This is a genomic window from Neorhizobium sp. IRS_2294, assembly GCF_050500145.1.
Taxonomy (GTDB): Bacteria; Pseudomonadota; Alphaproteobacteria; order Rhizobiales; family Rhizobiaceae; genus Neorhizobium; species Neorhizobium soli.
This window is the reverse complement of sequence record NZ_CP191439.1, coordinates 1305629-1325046: the sequence shown is the minus strand read 5'-3', so window position 1 is coordinate 1325046 and position 19418 is coordinate 1305629. Positions and strand designations below refer to the sequence as shown.

Genomic DNA, 19418 nt, shown 5'->3' with positions numbered 1-19418 from the left:
CAATGCAGTCAGATGGCGAACAGACGGTCCGCTTCGGCGGGTCGGACCCGGTCGATCGACCTCTTGGCCGATCCATCAAACGGGGCCTCGCCTGTCGCTGTCCTGCCTGTGGAGAGGGCCGGCTTTTCCGTGCCTTCCTGAAGCCAGTCGATCATTGTTCCGTCTGCGGTGAAGATATCTCCCACCATCGTGCAGACGACCTTCCGGCCTATCTCGTCATCGTCGTGGTTGGTCACGTGCTGATGACCGGCTACATGCTGACCGATATGATCCTGCGTGTCTCTCCTTGGGTCCACCTCACCATCTGGGCACCGCTTGCGGTGCTTGCCGCCATCGCGACGATCCAGCCCATCAAGGGCGGTGTCATCGGCCTGCAATGGGCAAACCGCATGCATGGGTTCGGCGGCGGCGAGGACGGGACCGATTCGACCAGCGGTCCGAGCAACAGACCGAACTGATCATGGACCACCGTTCGTTACCACCTTCCCGTCCTATTTCATGCGTACGGACGTCCAGTCCGAAGCCGACTTGTAAGGAAGTCTGAATGCCTCAGCCGACGACCGACGAAAACGGCCATGTCGCGGAGATCCACTGGCCATCCCTGATCGCAGCCACCGCCGCCGTCAGCGCCGTGGGAATAGCCATGGGGCTCGGCCTGCCGCTGCTGAGCATCATCCTTGAAAAACGCGGCATCTCATCGACGCTGATCGGGCTAAACGCTGCCATGGCAGGCGTTGCAGCCATGGTTGCCGCCCCGATCACGACGAAATGTGCACATGACTTTGGTGTGGCGCGCAGCATGATGATCGCCGTGGTGATCGCCGCCTTCAGCGCCATCTGTTTCTACTACGCTGACCAATTCTGGATGTGGTTTCCGCTACGCTTTACCTTCCATGGCGCGACCACGGCCCTGTTCATCCTGTCCGAATTCTGGATCAATGAAGCCGCGCCACCCAGACGACGCGGATTGGTCCTCGGCATATACGCAACGGTGCTGGCGGTCGGCTTTGCGATCGGGCCAATGCTGTTTTCGCTTCTCGGCAGCGATGGCGTGCTTCCGTTCATCGTCGGCGCACTCATCATCATGACGGCCATCATACCGATCTTTCTCGCCCGTCACGAAAGCCCGAAGCTAGACAGCAAGCCAGAGCGGCACTTCTTCCACTATATATTCCTCGTTCCCAGTGCGACGGCAGCCGTCTTCGCCTTTGGTGCAGTCTCGGTTGGCGGACTGTCGCTGTTTCCGATCTATGCGTTGCGCGAACAGATGACCGAATCGCATGCGGCCATCCTCTTGACGGTGATGGGACTGGGCAACATGGCCTTCCAGATCCCGCTGGGGATGATTTCGGACCGCATGCGTGACCGCAGGCCGCTTCTGACCGGCCTCGCCGTGCTGGGCGTTCTCGGCTCGCTGACGATCCCCTTCCTGATCGGCAACTGGATGATGACCGCGGTTCTTCTGTTCATGTGGGGCGGCTGTATCTCCGGCCTCTACACCGTTGGCCTCGCGCATTTGGGAGCTCGCCTTCGAGGTGCCGATCTGGTCGCTGCCAATGCCGCCTTCATCTTCTGCTATGCGGTCGGCACGGTTGCAGGACCACAGGGCATCGGCGCTGCCATGGATGTCGCGGGCAATGACGGCTTTGCCTGGGCGCTGGCCGGTTTCTTTGGCTTTTACGTAGTTGTTTCGGGGGCTCGATGGTTTTTACCAACGAAACAAGGTTGACATTCTGACCGCGATTTGTAATTTCGCCCCAGATTTCGCCGTCGACCGTCTGCGTCCGCGGCTCCACTTTTCTTAAAGGCGCTAAGACCATGGCAAAAGCTACGACCATCAAGATCAAGCTGCTGTCGACGGCTGATACCGGTTTCTTCTACGTAACCACGAAGAACAGCCGTACGATGACAGACAAGATGACCAAGACGAAGTACGATCCGGTTGCCCGGAAGCACGTCGAATTCAAGGAAACCAAGATCAAGTAAGATCTGGTCCCTTAAAGGCATGAAAGAAGGCGCAGGCTGATCAGCCGGGCGCCTTTTTCTTTGCCTGCTGTTTTCACGCGTGAGTATCCAAACGCAAAAAGCGCCACCGTCATTTCTGACAGCGGCGCTTTGATTGGGGGTCGACCGGCTTACAATCGCGGCACGAGGAGCCGTTGAAATTGCTTGCCAGTCGACCGACCCCACGACCCAGGAGATGCGGCGGACCTGAGCATCATGGGGTATCTCGACGTAAGCTGAAGGAACCCTTCGCCCCGTTGAAACCAAAATTGCGCAAAATCAATGGAAAATCAACACATACTTCGATCAGTACGAAACTGTTTGGATATGATGGTTAAAATCCACACGCGTCTTTGTAGAAAGACGCTATTCCAGCTCTTCAATTGTTAGGTTTATTCTGAGCCAAAGCGTTTTTAGCTTTATCCACCCTACGGTGTTCGATGCGAGCTTAAAGATTAGCCTGACTTCGAGACGGAAGTAAAAGGCGATTATAAATCATCAAGAAGAAGCAGGACTTTCTCGCTTCTGTGTAGATGCTACCACATCAGTCGGTAATTCTCAAACAAAGCACTGGTCTTCCATTCCCGTATGCGTTTTATTTGGATCGAAGCCGCATATGAATCGTCAAATTTAATTGAGGAAACTGGGGGGACGAGAGCTTCTTTATCAAAAAGCCTCGCTGCGGGACGGAAGATATTATATTAGATTATTTTAATATACGTCGATTCTCGTGCAAATCTTAAGCGGCGGCTGCAACGACTCGGTTGCGACCGCTGTTCTTGGCGTCGTAAAGCGCACGGTCGGCTTGTTTCAATAACTGCTCCGGCGTTTCCGCTCCACTGCGGCTACAGGCAATCCCAAGCGAAGCTGTGATGTTCAGGCTGGCGCCAGTGCTTTTCAGCACGAACGGCGTCTGCTCGATGATGTTGCGCAATCGTTCGGCAATCAAAGCCGCGGCGGCGCTATCCGTATCGGGCATAACCACCACGAATTCCTCGCCACCGAACCGGCAGGCGAGATCAGCACCGCGTACCGTGGACCGGATACGGGCCGCAACTTCCTTCAGCACCTCGTCACCGGCGTCGTGGCCGTGCGTGTCGTTGACGGATTTGAAGCGATCGATGTCGGTGATGCAGACGGACAGCGGCCGCCCACGGGCTGTTGCGCGGGCAAACAGCACCTTCATGTGATTGTCGAGATAACGGCGATTGTGCAGACCGGTCAGGGCATCTGTCACAGCCAGTTCGATCGTATGGCGCACGCTCAACCGCAGGCGGTCGTTGTAACGCTTACGCTTGATCTGCGTCAGGGTCCGGGCCACGAGTTCATTCGGATCGATCGGCCGGATGATGTAGTCGTTGACGCCGAGATCGAGCGCCCGGACGATGACCTGGTCGTCGCCGTGTTCCGTCACCAGCAGCAGCGGCAGGAATCGGGTCCGCTCCAGCGATCGCAGTTGTGAACAGAGCCTCAGCGGATCGTAGTCATCGAAATTCGTATTGACGATCACCAGATCGAACGGGTTTTCAGCCGCTTCGAAAAGGGCTGCCTGCGGATCGGAGATGGCAGTGATATCCGCGACGGGTTTCAGCGCCCTGACGATGCGTTCCTGCGAGCTTCCGCGGCCATCGACCAGCAGGACCTGCGCGACGTCGTCCTGAGCGTCCTGCCCCGCTGCACTCTTCATCATGTCCTGCAGCGTGAGATCCTGCGCGGTGTCGGACCGGATGCGCAGCTCGTCACTCAGCGTCTTCAGCCGCACGAGGCTTTTGACACGGGAAATCAGCTGCAGGTCGTTGACCGGCTTGGTCAGAAAATCGTCGGCACCGGCTTTCAGGCCGCGCACGCGGTCGGAGGGCTGGTCCAGCGCGGTGACCATGACAACAGGGATATGGGATGTCCGCGGATTGGCTTTCAGCCGCTCGCAGACTTCGAACCCGTCAATGCCCGGCATCATGATGTCGAGCAGGATGACATCGACATGGGCCTGTTCACAGATCGCCAGCGCCTTGTAGCCGTCGTCGGCAGTCAACACATCGAAATATTCCGCAAGCAGGCGTGCCTCGAGCAGCTTTACGTTTGCGGGAATGTCGTCGACTACCAGGATCCGTGCCGTCATGTCATTCTCCGACCTTACGCGTCGCCAAGATACGTCTTGATGGTCTCGATGAACTTCGGCACCGAGATGGGCTTCGAAACATAGGCTTCGCACCCGCCCTGTCGGATTCGTTCCTCGTCGCCCTTCATCGCGAATGCGGTGACGGCGATGACCGGTATGACGTGCAGTTCGTCGTCTTCCTTTAGCCACTTGGTCACTTCCAGACCCGATACTTCGGGCAGCTGGATATCCATCAGGATCAGATCCGGACGGTGACGGCGGGCAAGATCCAACGCCTCCATGCCATTGCGCGTCTGGATCGTCTCGTAGCCGGACGCTTCGATCAAATCGCGGAAGAGCTTCATGTTCAGCTCGTTGTCTTCGACAATCATGACCCGTTTGGGCATGTCGATCCGTTCCTTAAATCGCGCCTTGCAAGCGTGCTTTCAGTCTATAAGCTTTCCGAATACGAGATTCTTTCAGCCGCTGGCCGCACACGTTAAGGGCATTTGGTTGAGAAATAGGTAACTTGAGCAGGCGATGAGGTTCGATCCGTTGAATAACAAGGCACCCGCCGCAGCCCCCGAAGAGACGGCCGGCGCAATCCTCAGCTGGCTTGCGGACGAGCCCGACATGTTTTCAAGGTTTCTGGCGCTGTCCGGTCTCCAGCCCGGTCAGCTGCGTTCTGTGATCGACGATCCGGGCTTTCTCGGCGGAATGATCGATTTCCTGATGAGCCACGAACCGACCCTGATGGCTTTTTGCGAAGCGACTGAGACGAGACCAGAAACGGTCGCCGCAGCCTCACACTATTATTCCAAGCCTGCACTCGATTCGGGCGACTACTGAGATGGAGAACTCTTCCGGCGTTGCCCTCGATTTCTCCCATGTCCAACTGGGCGACCGCCCGCTGGTCGTATGCGACGTCGATGACGTCGTTCTGGACTTCGCGGCACCTTTCACCGAGTTCATCAAGGCAGAGGGGCTGGAGCTGCTGCCGCGCTCCTTCCGCCTCACCGGCAATATCGTTTCGGTCGAAACGCAGGTCCCTATCGAGGAAGCGGACGTCAAACGCCTGATCGGCGCGTTCTTCGACCGCCAGGAAGACTGGCAGACGCCCTCTGCGCTTTCGATCGAGACCCTTAAGGCGATCGGTAAGGCTGCAGACGTCATCTTCCTCACTGCCATGCCGCCACGCTATCAGGAACAGCGTCGCCGGCTTCTCGACCGGCTCGACCTCACCTTCCCTCTCGTCGCGACGGAGGAGAAGAAAGGCCCTGTCATGCAGATGATCCATGCCGCGCGCCCCCTTCCCTCGGTCTTTATCGATGACATGGCCCACAACCTGCATTCGGTCCGCGACCACGTCGAGAACTGCCTGCTGATTCACATGATGCCGGACAGTCCTCTGCACCAGCTTGCTCCGAAGCCTGATCAACCGATCATCCGGGCCACAGACTGGCCGCATGCCGCAGAGATGATCGACGCCTACATCCTGTCCCACATCCCGCATCATCGAACCGCAAAATAGTGGTTGAAGGATGTGCGTTCTACTCTTGAGAGGTTGCAGCTTACGGCCTATTGTCGGAATGTTCAACCTTTGTTCCGCCGATGACCGACGCATCAGATCACAGACCGGGTTTCTGTCGAGACTGCTTTGCCGAGCAGAAGGCAGAGGTGCGACGGTGTCGCGCCTGCGGCAGTCCACGGCTGGTGTACCACCGCGAACTTCATGACCTGACGCTTGCGCATATCGACTGCGATGCCTTTTACGCCACCATCGAGAAACGCGACGACCCGAGCCTTGTGGACAAGCCGGTGATCATTGGCGGCGGCAAGCGCGGCGTGGTGTCGACCGCCTGCTACATCGCCCGCATCAGCGGCGTCCGGTCGGCAATGCCGATGTTCAAGGCGCTCGAACTCTGCCCGGATGCGGTCGTCATCAAGCCGAACATGGAGAAATACGTCACTGCCGGCCGACAGGTGCGGCAGATGATGATGGAACTGACGCCGCTGGTGCAGCCGATCTCGATCGACGAGGCGTTTCTGGAACTGGCAGGCACCCAGCGTCTGCACCACGATCAGCCCAGCCGCATTCTCGCAAAGCTCGCAAAACGCGTCGAATCCGAGATTGGCATCAGTATTTCCGTCGGGCTCTCCTACTGCAAGTTCCTCGCCAAGGTCGCTTCCGACCTCGAAAAGCCGCGGGGTTTTTCGGTGATCGGTCGCGCGGAAGCCGTGGAATTTCTGGCAACCCGGCCGGTCACGACGATCTGGGGCGTCGGCCGGGCTTTTGATGCGACGCTGGAGGCGGACGGCATCCGCACCATCGGGCAGTTGCAAGCCATGAACGAGGCCGACCTGATGCGCCGCTACGGCACGATGGGCCAGCGCCTCTATCGTTTGTCTCGCGGTATCGACGACCGCGAGGTGCATCTCAACGACCCGGCGAAAAGCGTGTCGGCCGAGACCACGTTCTTCGACGACATCTCCCGCCACGACGACCTGGTCCCGATCATGCGCCGGCTTTCGGAGAAGGTGTCTAAACGACTGAAGAGCGAGGACGTTGCAGGCCAGACGGTGGTGTTGAAATTGAAGACCGCGGATTTCAAAAGCCGTACCCGCAACAAGCGGCTGGAAGACCCGACCCAGCTTGCCGACCGGATCTTCCGCACCGGTATCTCAATGCTGGAGCGGGAGACGGACGGTACAAAATTTCGCCTGCTCGGGATCGGCGTCACCGATCTGACCGACCCTGCCCGTGCAGATCCGCCGGATCTCGTGGATGTTCAGGCCGGACGCCGGGCGGCTGCGGAAGCGGCCATGGACAAGCTGCGTGAGAAGTTCGGAGCTGCGGCCGTCGAGACCGGCTATACGTTTGGCGACAAGCGCCGCGACCGATAGTTTCAATCAAACGTGATTAAATTTTTCCTGCTAAACGTGACGAGATCAGCGCGGATGCAAACCTTCGTTAAACCTCGCTCGTTAAAATGCGGCTCAAGTTTTGCGTATGAGGTTTAGCATGATGCGTCGCCTGGTTTTGGGGTTCTGTCTGATGTCCGCGACGATGCTGTCGCCTCCAGCGTTTGCAGCGGACAGTGTTCCCCTGCAGATCATCGTTTCCAAGGACAGGCAATCGCTGACCGTCTACGAGGGCGAGACCGTGGTCGCCAGGTCGCGGATATCGAGCGGCAAGGCCGGGCACGATACGCCGACCGGCATCTTCTCCATCCTTGAGAAGCGGAAATACCACGAGTCGAACATCTATTCGAATGCACCGATGCCGTTCATGCAGCGAATCACCTGGTCAGGTATCGCGCTGCACGAGGGCAACGTTCCGAACTATCCGGCGTCGCACGGCTGCGTGCGCCTGCCGAGCGGTTTTGCGACCAAGCTTTACGGCCTGACCGAGCGTGGTGCGCATGTGATCGTGACCGATGCGGACGTGGTGCCGCAGCGCATCGAGGACGTCGTGCTGTTTTCGCCGCGCAAGCCTTTGCCTGCCGGCGCGCTGATGACCGATGTCGATCTTCGCACCGCATCGATCAAGGCCTCGCCGAAGAAGCCGGTGGAAGTGGCGATGAATGTCGCGCCGGCCAATCCGAACCGCGCCACGGATGCTCTTCCGACGCAGCCTGATGATCTCGAGGAAGCGCAGACGCACGCGCTGCGCATCCTGATCACGCGGCGTACCGACCGCGAGACGCTGATGGACGCCCAGAAGTTGCTGGAAGAAATGGGCTTTGAGACCGGCGGCTCCGACGGCTATGTCGGACCGCTGACTCGCAGCGCCGTTGCCGGCTTCAAGCGCTGGAAAGGCCTGAAGCAGACGGGCCCGATGATAAGCGGCGAGTTCATCGACGCGCTCTACGCCTCTGCCGGCCAGCCGAAGCCACCCGCCGGCCAGATCATGGTGCGGCAGAATTTCGAACCGCTGTTTGAGGCCCCTGTCGGCATCAAGGCGCCGGAAGTGGCCCTCGGCACGCATCTCTTCACTGTCGACAAGATCGATCGCTCGATCGAATCAGCCGATTGGCACGCGGTGACGTTGCCGAACGTGCTGTCCGATGCGACGATGAAGCGGCTGGGGATCACCGTGGCGGCCGATGCGAAACTGCCGGGTGCCGCAAAAGCCGCACTCGACCGGATCGAGATTTCGCAGGACGTTCGCGACCGGATCGAGACGCTAATGGCGGATGGGACGTCGGTCACGATCAACGACGAATCGCTTGGACCGGAGACCGGCAAGGGCACCGATTTCGTCACGCTGACCAAGTCGTCGAAAAGCGAGATGGTGGCAGTTCAGGATATTGGCTCAACGCCTGCCGCCGAGCCGCGCGCCAAGCGCAGTGTCATCCGTTACCAAGGCGGCGTCGGCCTCTACTGAGGCCAACGCCACCGCGGTCGGTTAGACCAGTTCCACATCCAGCACACCGGGCGCCGCCTTCAGAGCGGCGGCGATTTCCGGCGAGATACGATACCGTTCCGTCAGTTCCACCTCGATCTCGCGCTTGCCATCATCCTTGATGACGATAAACGAGACGAGGCCATCGCCGCGGGCATTAAGATGCCGGGCGACCGTCTTCAGCGGCCCTGAGTCGCGCACGAAGACCCGCAGCGCCTTCTGCATGCGGACCGACTGTTCCTCGAGAGACTGCACTGTCTGGATCCGCAGGCCAATGCCTTCCGGGCGCTCGTCGGCCTGAACTGTGATGACAAGCGATTTGCCGGGTTCCAGCAGATCGCGGTACTGAGCAAGCGCTTCGGAAAACAGCACCGCCTCAAACTGACCGGTGGAATCGGAAAACATGACGATGCCCATCTTGTTGCCGGTGCGCGTCTTGCGTTCCTGGCGACCGGTGACGGTCCCGGCAAGACGTCCGGCCGTGGCGCCTGCCCTCACAGCCGTCGAGAAGTCGGCGAAGGTCTGGACGCGCATCTTGTCGAGCACCGCACCGTAGGTATCGAGCGGATGGGCCGACAGGTAGAAGCCGAGCACCTGATACTCGCGCATCAGCATTTCCGACGGCATCCACGGATTGAAGGTTGGAAGCACGAGTTTTTCCGGACCGCTGGCCGCGCCCGAGCCGAAGAAATCGGACTGGCCGGAGACCTTCTCCTCCTGGGCGCGCTGGGCATAGCCGATGACGCGGTCCATGCCGGCGCTGAGTTGGGCGCGGTCGAAGCCGAAGCAATCGAAGGCACCCGCAGCATTCAGGCTTTCAAAGACGCGGCGGTTGATCTGCTTCGGGTCGATGCGCAGGCAGAAATCCTCGATCGACGCAAAGGGTGTGTCACCGCGAACCTCGACGATGTGATCGACGGCGTTTTCGCCGACGCCCTTGATGGCAGCGAGCGCGTAATAGATGCGGTTGTCGCCCGTCTCGAAGCGGCGGAACGAGGTCTGTACCGATGGCGGAATGACCTTGATGCCGAGCCGTCCCGCGTCTTCGCGGAAATCGTTCAGCTTTTCGGTGTTCGCCATATCGTAGGTCATCGACGCGGCGAGGAACTCGACCGGGTAATGCGCCTTCATATAGGCCGTCTGGTAGGAGACGATGGCGTAGGCGGCGGCGTGGGATTTGTTGAAGCCGTAGTTGGCGAACTTCGCCAGCAGTTCGAAGATGTTCTTCGCCTGCGGCTTCGACACGCCGTTTTTGATGGCGCCACTGACAAAGCGTTCGCTCTGCTGGTCCATCTCGGCCTTGATCTTCTTGCCCATGGCGCGGCGCAGAAGGTCGGCTTCGCCGAGCGAATAGCCCGACAGGACCTGGGCGATCTGCATCACCTGTTCCTGGTAGACGATAACGCCCTGGGTTTCCTTGAGCAGATAATCGATCGACGGATGGACCGATTCGATTTCTTCCTCGCCGTGCTTGCGGGCATTGTAGGTCGGGATGTTTTCCATCGGACCCGGGCGATAAAGCGCCACCAGCGCAATAATGTCCTCGATACAGTCCGGTTTCATGCCGATCAGCGCCTTGCGCATGCCGGCACTTTCCACCTGGAACACGCCGACAGTCTCGCCGCGCGACAGCATCTGGTAGGTCAGTTCGTCATCGAGCGGGATCTTGGCGAGATCCACAACGATATCGCGCTTCTTGCAGAACTCGACCGCCGTCTTGAGCACGGTCAGCGTCTTCAGTCCGAGAAAGTCGAACTTGACCAGACCGGCCTGCTCGACCCATTTCATGTTGAACTGGGTGACCGGCATGTCGGAGCGCGGATCGCGGTACATCGGCACCAGCTTCGAAAGCGGCCGGTCGCCGATGACGATACCGGCAGCGTGGGTCGAGGCGTGGCGGTAGAGACCTTCAATTTTCTGGGCGATATCGAGAAGACGGCCGACGACCGGTTCCTTGTCGACCTCTTCCTGAAACTTTGGCTCTTCCTCGATCGCCTTTGCCAAGGTGGTCGGATTGGCCGGGTTGTTGGGCACCAGTTTGCAGATGCGATCGACCTGGCCATAGGGCATTTCGAGAACGCGGCCGACGTCGCGCAGTGCTGCGCGGGCCTGTAGCGAACCGAAGGTGATGATCTGCGCCACCTGCTCGCGGCCATATTTGCGCTGAACGTAGCGGATCACTTCTTCGCGGCGATCCTGGCAGAAGTCGATGTCGAAGTCGGGCATCGAGACGCGGTCGGGATTGAGGAAGCGTTCGAACAGCAGCGAGAAGCGCAGCGGATCGACGTCGGTGATCGTGAGCGCATAGGCGACCAGCGAGCCTGCACCGGAACCACGGCCCGGACCAACCGGGATGTTTTGCAGCTTTGCCCATTTAATGAAGTCGGCAACGATCAGGAAGTAGCCCGGGAACTTCATCTTCTCGATGACGCCGAGCTCGAAATCGAGCCGTTCGCGATAATCCTGCTCGGTGAAGCCGGCCGTGATACCGAGTTCGGCCATCCGGTTCTCGAGGCCTTCGACCGACTGACGGCGCAGCTCCGCCGTTTCGGCGCGCTCCGCTTCTGCCGGATCATCGGTGGCGCCGGTGAAGCGCGGCAGGATCGGGCTGCGGGTCTTCAGGATGAACGAGCAGCGTTTGGCGATCTCGACCGTGTTTTCGAGCGCTTCCGGCAGATCGGCGAACAGCTTTGCCATTTCGGCACGGCTCTTCAGGTAATGGTCGGGCGTCAAACGGAAACGGGTATCGTCGGATACGATCGCATTGTGCGCGACGGCCATCAGGGCATCATGAGCGTCGTAATCGGACTTGCCCGGGAAGAAGGCCTCATTGGTCGCGACCAGCGGCACATCCTGGTCGTAGGCAAGATCGATCATCCGCTGCTCATGACGGCGGTCGTAAGTGCCGTGACGCTGCAGTTCAATATACAGACGATCGCCAAAGGCCTGCTTCAATGACAGGAGGCGCGCCTTTGCGAGTACGGTGTTGCCGTCCTTCATTGCCATGTCGACAGGGCCACCGGCAGCACCTGTCAGCGCGATCAGTCCTTCGGTGCCGCCATCTTCCAGCCAGGCGCGGCAGATATGCGTTGCCGCCTGCCCTTCTCCATCGAGATAGGCACGGCTGACGAGATCCACCAGCCGCTCGTATCCCTTGGCATTGGCGGCAAGCACAACGATTGCCGGCAGCTTCGCCAAATGGCCGTTGCGGCGCTCGTCTGGCTGATCCTCCATGTCAATCGACAGCTGGCAACCGATGATCGGCTGAATGCCATCACCGATGGATTTTTGGGCGAATTCCAGCGCGACGAAGAGATTGTTGGTATCGGTGACGGCGATCGCGGGCTGATTGTCCGCGATGGCCTTGGAGAGGATTTTCTTAAGCGGCAGCGCACCTTCCAGAAGCGAATAGGCGGAATGGACGCGCAGATGCACGAACTGTGGCGTCGCTCCCAAATCCTCCGATTCCGATTGTAAAGTCGCTGCGTCCGCCATCTGATACCCATTCCTTGAATCGGGTCATTGTCCGGCGCGGGGGCTTCAGAGTCGAGTCAAGAATGGTCTTCTCAACCTCTTTCCGCTTGCGCCCGCCAGCTGGGCGAGCACGGACCGGCTCACATCACCAGCATGATCATCGACAAGCTGGCAACGAAAGTTGCAATGGAGGCGAATGCGGCAATATCACGAAGAAGGTCAGTCATCGTCGTCTCCCGTGTTCGTTTATGTTGGCACTTTGTTCTCTTTTCGTGCCAACGTCAATAGTAGAACAAAACGGGAATAGAAGTTTCTGACCGATGGTTAATTCTGCTTGCTGGCTGGAGGTAACCAGCGCTCCATAGGCCAATGCCGTTGCCGGCCAACGCAAGCGGTCGGCAGCCAAACGCCAGCCATCGCTGCGGATCGCTGACGTGACGTCATTCCATGGCAGCAGTGTCCATCGCACGCCCCTTCGAGGATGTGACGATGGACACTATCGGATTAGGGGCACGCTTTGGGGATCAGTGCGTTCGCTAGAACTCGACGACTTTGCCGCCCTCGATCGTGACGCGACGATCCATGCGGGCAGCGAGATCATGATTGTGGGTGGCAATCAGGGCAGCAAGCCCTGACTGGCGCACCAGCGCCTCCAGCGCTTCGAACACGTAGGATGCCGTCTTCGGGTCGAGATTGCCGGTGGGTTCGTCGGCCAGCAAAAGGCGGGGCGCGTTGGCCACCGCACGGGCAATCGCCACGCGCTGCTGTTCACCACCAGACAGTTCCGACGGGCGGTGTTCGCCGCGATGACCGATTCGCATGTAATCGAGAAGCTGGCCCGCGCGTTCGCGCGCTTCCCCCTTCGAAAGGCCGCCAATCAGCTGCGGCATCATGATGTTTTCGATCGCCGTGAATTCCGGCAGGAGATGGTGAAACTGGTAGACGAAGCCGATGTCGGAGCGACGGATCGAGGTGCGCTCTTCATCCGACAAACCGTTGCAGGCCCGACCGCCGATCGTCACATCGCCAGCGTCCGGATGTTCAAGCAGGCCTGCCAGATGCAAGAGCGTCGATTTGCCGGTACCGGACGGGGCGACGAGCGCCACGATCTCGCCGCTCACGAGCGAGAAGTCTGCCCCGTTGAGGATCGACAGGCTCGTCTCCCCCTGGCCGTAGTGACGTTCGACGCCTGAGAGATTGAGGACGGTTTTACGCGGGACAGCCATGGAGACCTATTCGTATCGGAGGGCCTGGACAGGATCGAGCTTCGAGGCTCTCCATGCCGGGAAAATGGTGGCGAAGAAGGACAGGACCAGCGCCATGATGACGACCGAGAAGGTCTCGCCAAAACTCATTTCGGCCGGAAGCTGGCTGAGGAAATAGAGCTCCGGATCAAACAGGATGGTGCCCGAGACCCAGGAGAAGAACTGTCGGATCGATTCGATGTTGAGGCAGACGATAACGCCGAGCGCGACGCCGGCAAACGTGCCAACGATGCCGATAGCAGCACCCGTCATGAAGAAGATCCGCATGATGGCGCCGGAACTCGCGCCCATCGTGCGCAGGATTGCGATATCGGAGCCCTTGTCCTTCACCAGCATGATCAGGCCCGAGATGATGTTGAGTGCCGCGACCAGCACGATCAGGGTCAGGATCATGAACATCACGTTGCGTTCAACCTGAAGCGCCGAGAAGAACGTCTGGTTGCGTTGGCGCCAGTCGGTAATGAAAATCTGGCGACCGGCAGCCTGCTCCACCAGCGGACGCATGTCCTCGACATTGTCGGGGTGATCGATGAACAGTTCGATCGACTGCACCAGCCCTTCGGCATTGAAATAGAGCTGCGATTCCTCAAGCGGCATGTAGATGATCGTCGCGTCGTATTCCGACATGCCGATCTCGAAAACGCCGGACACGGGATAGGATTTAACGCGCGGATTGACACCCATCGGTGTCACGTCGCCTTCGGGCGAAATCAGCGTGATCTGGTCGCCGGCCGAAATGCCGAGCTGCGAGGCAAGCCTTGAGCCGACAAGAACGCCCTGCCCCGACGCGAAGCCGACGATATCGCCCTGCTTGATATTACCAGCAACTTCCGTGACCTTCTCAAGGTCTTCCGGCCGTACGCCGCGCACAAGAGCGCCGGAACCGGCGCCACCCTTGCCGGATGCCAGCGTCTGCCCCTCGACAAGCGGCAGGGCCATCTTGACGCCGGGAACGGCAGCGAATTTCTTGGTCAGTTCGGCGTAATCGGTGAACGGCTGGTCGATCGGCTGGATCACCATGTGGCCGTTGATGCCGAGAATGCGGGAAATGAGCTCGGTGCGAAAGCCGTTCATGACCGCCATCACGATGATCAGTGTCGCGACGCCAAGCATGATGCCGACGAAAGAGAAGCCCGCGATGACCGAGATGAAGGCTTCCTTGCGGCGCGAGCGCAGGTAGCGCCAGGCGACCATTCGCTCGAACGACGAGAAAGCGCCAGCCCGCGGAGACTTGTCGACCTTCTCTGGTTCACCACTCGTCGCGATGCTCGCCATTCACGCTTCCTTACACATGGAGCGCGCGGGAGGCTTCCCGCGCTGCTGTATCAGATATGCCTGCCTAGCCTGTCGTCAGACTGGCCCGGCAAGACGTCGGTGTCCGATCATCCGGCGACGCGGTTGAGCGCCGCTTCGAGCGTCATGACGTCACGGGCTGCGGACTTGCGGTCCTTGACCTCGACCTCGCCGTTGGCGGCGGAGCGCGGACCGACGATTATCTGTACCGGAACACCGATCAGATCCGCTGTCGCGAACTTGGTGCCGGCGCGTTCGTCGGTATCGTCAAGCAGCACGTCCTTACCGGCCTTGTTGAGCTTTGCGTAGAGATCTTCCGACAGACGATCGCATGCCTCGTCACCGGGCTTCATGTTGATCACCACGACATCGAACGGCGCAACGGATGCCGGCCAGATGATTCCGTTATCGTCATGCGATGCTTCGATGATGGCGGGAACAAGGCGTGTCGGCCCGATGCCGTAGGATCCCATGTGGACAAGATGTTCCTTGCCATCAGGGCCCTGCACCTTTGCGCCCATCGGCTCGGAATATTTCGTGCCGAAATAGAAGATATGGCCGACTTCGATGCCGCGGGCAGAGAGGCGATCGGCATCCGGGATCTGATCGAAGGCCGATTCGTCGTGCATTTCGGACGTCGCGGCGTAGACCGATGTCCACTTGTCAAAGATCGCCTGCATGCCGGCGACATCGTCGAAATCGGTGTCTTCGCCGGGAATGTCGAAATTGACGAAGTCCCGGTGCGAGAACACTTCCGACTCACCGGTTTCGGCAAGGATGATGAACTCGTGGCTGTGGTTGCCGCCGATCGGGCCGGTATCGGCACGCATCGGAATGGCGCGCAGTCCCAGCCGATCGAAGGTGCGCAGATAGGCCGCGAACATCTTGTTATACGAATGGACGGCGTCTTCCTTGTTCAAATCGAAGGAATAGGCATCCTTCATCAGGAATTCGCGCGAGCGCATGGTGCCGAAACGCGGGCGGATCTCGTCGCGGAACTTCAGCTGGATATGGTAGAGGTTGAGCGGCAAGCTCTTGTAGGACTTGACGTAGGACCGGAAGATATCCGTGATCATTTCCTCGTTGGTCGGTCCGTAGAGCATCGGCCGCTCCTGGCGGTCCTTGATGCGCAGCATTTCCTTGCCGTACGCGTCGTAGCGACCGCTTTCCTGCCACAGCTCGGCCGACTGCAGCGTCGGCATCATCAGTTCGACGGCGCCAGCCCGGTTCTGTTCCTCGCGGACGATCTTGTTGACCTTGTCCAGCACGCGCTTGCCAAGCGGCAGCCAGGAATAGATGCCCTGGCTCTGCTGACGGATCATGCCCGCACGCAGCATCAGCCGGTGCGAGACAATTTCCGCTTCCTTGGGGTTTTCCTTCAGGATGGGCATAAAATAGCGGGACAGACGCATGGACGTTTCCGGTTTCCGAGGCGTTCCCCAGATAACAAGGGAATCGGCCGTTTCTTGGTTTAAACTTTGACGGCGTACATAGCCGTTCGAGGGCGCAAATGGAACCCATAGCGCACGCTGCGGAACAGCAGATTGCGCTTGCAACGACTGGAGCTCAACGGTTTGATGACAAGCCCTGCGACAAATTCGTCCACGGGAAATTTTTGCCAAACTGTGTCAAAAATGCAAAAAAATCGAGTGACAAAGCACATTCGTTGGGCTAGGTTCAGCTCACAAAAGAGGCAAGGAGTTCAAATTCTTGCCAGTTCGCGGTCAAGTCTTGGGAGGATCAGATCTCTGGCGCGCTCGTCGCAGCCCCGGCAACGGAATGAGTATCACGCGAAACTGAAAAACAAGGCTTAACCGCCTTGTTTTTTTTTGGCCTGCTCACAGGCCGGGCCGCTTCTGCAGAAATCCAGAACGAAAGCTGCAATTCGTCGCTGCTATGCCTGAAGAAAATGACAGCCGGATGACACGTCCGCCAGCAGCGCCCTACTCAAATGTCGGCATGAAGTTGGGAATGCTGTCGATCCCGAAGCCGAAATAGGTGGAGGCGAGATGGTAGGTGAGGTAGAGCGCCGCCGAGATCACGGTCGTCAACAAGATGACCCTGCCTCCGCGGAATCGAACGGGCGCACTTTCAACCGTCCCGATCATCACTTCCCCATCATCCTGCTGACTGCGATAGCCAAGCGGCAGGACGGCGAACAGAACCGTCCACCAGAGAATGAAATAGATCGCAGCGACGGTCAGCAATGGCATGATGTGTCTCCTCCGCACTACCTATAGAACAGAGGATGCCGGGCGCAAAGGACGAGGTTCGATATTTCCCGTCCGGCCAAGCTCTGCGAGATTGATTCCGCAGACGCAGCCAACATGCTGAAATGCTGACACATCTGCCCGGCCCCGGACCCTCTTGACGCTTACAGCGAGGAGAAGGTGTCGGAGGCCGCGGGCAGACTTGGTTTGGCGACGGCGCCTTAGACCTTGGAGACGAACACCGTCACGACCGGCTTCTTGCCCCAGGCCAGGTTGGCCGCGGAACGGACGGAGCGACGCACGGCTTCGCGCAGCATGTCGAGATCCTTGCGGCGGGCGCGCGGAATGCTTTCGATCGCATTAAGAACCGCGTCATAGAGCGTGTCCTCCATGTCCTCGCCCTCATAGTCGACCTCCGGCATGCCGAAGGCAACGACGTCGGGATCGCTCAGGAAGTCGAAGCGGCTGTCGAGCAGCACGTTGACCGAGACGTGACCGGCAAAGGAGAGCTTGCGGCGGTCGCCAATACCCATTTCCTCAAAGTCGCCGATCAGCTTGCCGTCCTTGAAGACGCGGCCATGTGGCGCATCGTCGATGACCTGGGCCGGGCCCGGTGCGAGACGCAAAATATTGCCGTTGCGCACGCGCGGGATGGTCTTGATGCCGGCAGTGGCGCCGAGCGCTGCCTGGGCGGTAAGGTGGGCTGCCTCGCCGTGAACAGGCACGAGGATCTCCGGTCTCGTCCACTCGTACATCTTCAGAAGTTCATTGCGGCGCGGGTGGCCGGAAACATGCACAAGCGCATCCGAGTCGGTGATGATCTTGATGCCCTGTTCGATCAGCGCGTTCTTGATCTCGATGATCGGCTTTTCGTTGCCCGGAATGGTGCGCGAGGAGAATACGACCGTATCGCCAGCTGCGAAGGCGACGTTGCGCATCTCGTCGCGGGAGATCTTGGCAAGCGCTGCGCGCGACTCGCCCTGGCTGCCCGTCAGGATCACGACGACCTTGTCGCGCGGGATGTAGCCGAACTCGTCTTCGGAGATGAAGGGCTTGATGCCTTCCATGATACCGAGATCACGGGCAACGGCAACGACGCGCTTCAGCGACGAGCCGAGCAGCAGCACTTCGCGGCCGGCGGCGTCCGCCGCTTCGGCGATCGAGCGGATGCGGCCGACATTCGACGAGAAGGTGGTGATCGCCACCCTGCCCGCAGCATTTTGAATGACCTGGCGCAGGCCTTCCGACACTTCTTCTTCGGAGGGGGAAACGCCTTCGCGCAGCGCATTGGTGCTGTCGCACATCAGTGCGAGAACGCCCTCGTCGCCGATCGCGCGGAAACGGTTCTCGTCGGTCAGTGGCCCGAGCGACGGCGCATGGTCGATCTTCCAGTCGCCGGTATGGACGACATTTCCGAGCGGCGTGCGGATGACCAGCGACATCGGCTCTGGGATCGAGTGGTTGACGCCGACGGCTTCGATCTCGAACGGGCCGACATTGATGCGGTCGCCAGCCTTGAAGATGGTGATCGGGATTTCGGCGCGCGTGCCTTCGTAATTCCGCTTTGCTTCCAGCATGCCCGCGGTAAACGGCGAGGCGTAGACCGGCACGTTGAGGCCGGGCCACAGATCATTCATGGCGCCGTAATGATCCTCATGCGCGTGCGTGATGATCATCGCCTTGATGTTTTTCTTCTGGGCCGTCAGAAACCGGATATCGGGTAGGACAAGATCCACGCCCGGCAGGTCCGGACCTGGAAAAGTGACGCCGCAATCGACCATGATCCACTGCCGCTTGTCCGGCGTTCCGTAGCCGTAGAGAGCGAGGTTCATGCCGATCTCACCCACGCCGCCAAGCGGCAGGAACACCAGTTCGTCCTGTTTAGCCATTTTTATTGTTATTCCGTTCTTGCAAAAAATACATCGCCTGCTGCGATCGGCATCAAAGAGCCATGGCCGGTATCAAGCAGCAGAAATCCAGTGTCATCGATACCTGCGAATGTGCCGTTTAGCGAGCGCTCAGGTAGATTTACCGTAATTTTCTCACCAATTCCGCATGCGACGCGGCGCCATCTGTCGACGACTGTGGTAATACCCCGACCCTCGTCCCATTCCTCCAGAACTGTCGCCATCTCCCTGAAAAGATGTGCGAAGACATCCTCTGGCGACGCAGAAGACCCTTGGTCGTGGAGACGTGTGACACCGTAGGGTGCGCTATCGGGCATGTGGCGAATATTGATGCCGATGCCAATCACGAGCGCACGGTGGCCGCCCGGAAGCGCTTCGCTTTCAATGAGGATACCGCAGGTTTTCTTGCGGCCGATCAGGATATCGTTCGGCCATTTGACCTCGAGCGGCTCTCCACCGGTGGGAAGAACGGCCCGCAGGGCGGCGTGAACAGCGACAGCGACAGCAAGCGGGAGCGACGAGAGGCGCTCTGGTGGCGCCGGATCGATCAGCAGCAGCGAGGCATAGAGATTGCCGGGCTCTGACGTCCAGGCGCGGCCGCGGCGACCACGGCCGTCTGTCTGGCGGCTGGCGGTCAACCACAACAAACCGGCTTCGCCCGCACGGGCGCGGGCGAGGCATTCTGTGTTGGTGGAGCCAACCTCGTTCAGGGCTTCGTGACGAAACGCATCGAGCGACAGGCTTCGGCCCCTCAACGTCATC

16 protein-coding genes are annotated in these 19418 nt (G+C 59.5%); 7 read left to right on the top strand and 9 right to left on the bottom strand.

Annotated elements, in window-relative coordinates; all coding sequences use genetic code 11:
- Positions 1 to 2 precede the first annotated feature (2 nt).
- From ACQY1K_RS06305 to rpmG, 3 genes are all read left to right on the top strand, one after another.
- Entirely contained in the window at positions 3 to 458 is a 456-nt protein-coding gene (locus ACQY1K_RS06305) for a DUF983 domain-containing protein (protein WP_430258541.1), read from the top strand.
- An 86-nt stretch (positions 459 to 544) separates the two neighbouring features.
- A complete protein-coding gene (locus ACQY1K_RS06300) occupies positions 545 to 1729 on the top strand; it encodes an MFS transporter (RefSeq protein WP_062453213.1) in 1185 nt (394 codons plus the stop codon).
- Positions 1730 to 1818: 89 nt separating this feature from the next.
- The gene (rpmG, locus tag ACQY1K_RS06295; protein WP_007626161.1) at positions 1819 to 1986 is read left to right on the top strand and encodes a 50S ribosomal protein L33; all 168 of its coding nucleotides are present in this window, start codon (positions 1819 to 1821) and stop codon (positions 1984 to 1986) included.
- A 757-nt stretch (positions 1987 to 2743) separates the two neighbouring features.
- On the opposite strand, the gene ACQY1K_RS06290 is transcribed toward rpmG, so the two are convergent.
- Positions 2744 to 4123: a PleD family two-component system response regulator gene (locus ACQY1K_RS06290; protein WP_062453214.1), complete on the bottom strand. Its 1380-nt coding sequence runs from the start codon at positions 4121 to 4123 to the stop codon at positions 2744 to 2746.
- Positions 4124 to 4137: 14 nt separating this feature from the next.
- Positions 4138 to 4509, bottom strand: coding sequence for a response regulator (locus ACQY1K_RS06285; RefSeq protein ID WP_062453215.1), 372 nt, complete (start codon positions 4507 to 4509; stop codon positions 4138 to 4140).
- 133 nt (positions 4510 to 4642) lie between these two features.
- On the opposite strand from ACQY1K_RS06285, the gene ACQY1K_RS06280 reads away from it, so the two are divergent.
- The 4 genes from ACQY1K_RS06280 to ACQY1K_RS06265 all read left to right on the top strand — a co-directional run bounded on the left by ACQY1K_RS06280 (position 4643) and on the right by ACQY1K_RS06265 (position 8489).
- On the top strand, positions 4643 to 4951 hold the full coding sequence (locus tag ACQY1K_RS06280; RefSeq protein WP_113111024.1) for a DUF3572 domain-containing protein: 309 nt from the start codon (positions 4643 to 4645) through the stop codon (positions 4949 to 4951).
- A 1-nt stretch (position 4952) separates the two neighbouring features.
- Positions 4953 to 5633 (top strand): hypothetical protein, encoded by a 681-nt coding sequence (locus ACQY1K_RS06275; RefSeq protein WP_113111025.1) that lies wholly within the window; start codon positions 4953 to 4955, stop codon positions 5631 to 5633.
- Between the two features lie 50 nt (positions 5634 to 5683).
- Positions 5684 to 7006, top strand: coding sequence for a DNA polymerase IV (locus tag ACQY1K_RS06270; RefSeq protein WP_430258540.1), 1323 nt, complete (start codon positions 5684 to 5686; stop codon positions 7004 to 7006).
- A 118-nt stretch (positions 7007 to 7124) separates the two neighbouring features.
- Positions 7125 to 8489, top strand: a complete 1365-nt coding sequence (locus ACQY1K_RS06265; protein WP_192076768.1) for a L,D-transpeptidase family protein — start codon at positions 7125 to 7127, stop codon at positions 8487 to 8489.
- Positions 8490 to 8510: 21 nt separating this feature from the next.
- Here ACQY1K_RS06265 and dnaE read toward each other — a convergent pair whose 3' ends face one another.
- From dnaE to ACQY1K_RS06230, 7 genes are all read right to left on the bottom strand, one after another.
- Complete coding sequence (dnaE, locus tag ACQY1K_RS06260; protein WP_092661998.1) at positions 8511 to 12002, bottom strand: DNA polymerase III subunit alpha; 3492 nt, start codon at positions 12000 to 12002, stop codon at positions 8511 to 8513.
- Between the two features lie 515 nt (positions 12003 to 12517).
- A complete protein-coding gene (locus ACQY1K_RS06255; protein WP_062453220.1) occupies positions 12518 to 13207 on the bottom strand; it encodes an ABC transporter ATP-binding protein in 690 nt (229 codons plus the stop codon).
- Between the two features lie 6 nt (positions 13208 to 13213).
- On the bottom strand, positions 13214 to 14521 hold the full coding sequence (locus tag ACQY1K_RS06250) for a lipoprotein-releasing ABC transporter permease subunit (RefSeq protein ID WP_062453221.1): 1308 nt from the start codon (positions 14519 to 14521) through the stop codon (positions 13214 to 13216).
- Positions 14522 to 14628: 107 nt separating this feature from the next.
- Entirely contained in the window at positions 14629 to 15951 is a 1323-nt protein-coding gene (gene proS / locus ACQY1K_RS06245; RefSeq protein WP_062453222.1) for a proline--tRNA ligase, read from the bottom strand.
- A gap of 531 nt (positions 15952 to 16482) precedes the next feature.
- Complete coding sequence (locus ACQY1K_RS06240; protein WP_113167090.1) at positions 16483 to 16752, bottom strand: DUF1467 family protein; 270 nt, start codon at positions 16750 to 16752, stop codon at positions 16483 to 16485.
- Between the two features lie 218 nt (positions 16753 to 16970).
- Positions 16971 to 18638, bottom strand: a complete 1668-nt coding sequence (locus ACQY1K_RS06235) for a ribonuclease J (RefSeq protein WP_184654927.1) — start codon at positions 18636 to 18638, stop codon at positions 16971 to 16973.
- Between the two features lie 8 nt (positions 18639 to 18646).
- A complete protein-coding gene (locus tag ACQY1K_RS06230) occupies positions 18647 to 19417 on the bottom strand; it encodes a biotin--[acetyl-CoA-carboxylase] ligase (RefSeq protein WP_092661994.1) in 771 nt (256 codons plus the stop codon).
- Position 19418: the final 1 nt, after the last annotated feature.

Coding starts and splice junctions, on each gene's coding strand:
- ACQY1K_RS06275 (WP_113111025.1), top strand. CDS start 4,953: ATGGAGAACTCTTCCGGCGTTGCCCTCGATTTCTCCCATGTCCAACTG.
- ACQY1K_RS06250 (WP_062453221.1), bottom strand. CDS start 14,521: ATGGCGAGCATCGCGACGAGTGGTGAACCAGAGAAGGTCGACAAGTCT.
- ACQY1K_RS06300 (WP_062453213.1), top strand. CDS start 545: ATGCCTCAGCCGACGACCGACGAAAACGGCCATGTCGCGGAGATCCAC.
- ACQY1K_RS06235 (WP_184654927.1), bottom strand. CDS start 18,638: ATGGCTAAACAGGACGAACTGGTGTTCCTGCCGCTTGGCGGCGTGGGT.
- rpmG (WP_007626161.1), top strand. CDS start 1,819: ATGGCAAAAGCTACGACCATCAAGATCAAGCTGCTGTCGACGGCTGAT.
- ACQY1K_RS06255 (WP_062453220.1), bottom strand. CDS start 13,207: ATGGCTGTCCCGCGTAAAACCGTCCTCAATCTCTCAGGCGTCGAACGT.
- ACQY1K_RS06280 (WP_113111024.1), top strand. CDS start 4,643: ATGAGGTTCGATCCGTTGAATAACAAGGCACCCGCCGCAGCCCCCGAA.
- proS (WP_062453222.1), bottom strand. CDS start 15,951: ATGCGTCTGTCCCGCTATTTTATGCCCATCCTGAAGGAAAACCCCAAG.
- ACQY1K_RS06265 (WP_192076768.1), top strand. CDS start 7,125: ATGATGCGTCGCCTGGTTTTGGGGTTCTGTCTGATGTCCGCGACGATG.
- ACQY1K_RS06305 (WP_430258541.1), top strand. CDS start 3: ATGCAGTCAGATGGCGAACAGACGGTCCGCTTCGGCGGGTCGGACCCG.
- ACQY1K_RS06230 (WP_092661994.1), bottom strand. CDS start 19,417: ATGACGTTGAGGGGCCGAAGCCTGTCGCTCGATGCGTTTCGTCACGAA.
- ACQY1K_RS06240 (WP_113167090.1), bottom strand. CDS start 16,752: ATGCCATTGCTGACCGTCGCTGCGATCTATTTCATTCTCTGGTGGACG.
- ACQY1K_RS06285 (WP_062453215.1), bottom strand. CDS start 4,509: ATGCCCAAACGGGTCATGATTGTCGAAGACAACGAGCTGAACATGAAG.
- ACQY1K_RS06290 (WP_062453214.1), bottom strand. CDS start 4,123: ATGACGGCACGGATCCTGGTAGTCGACGACATTCCCGCAAACGTAAAG.
- dnaE (WP_092661998.1), bottom strand. CDS start 12,002: ATGGCGGACGCAGCGACTTTACAATCGGAATCGGAGGATTTGGGAGCG.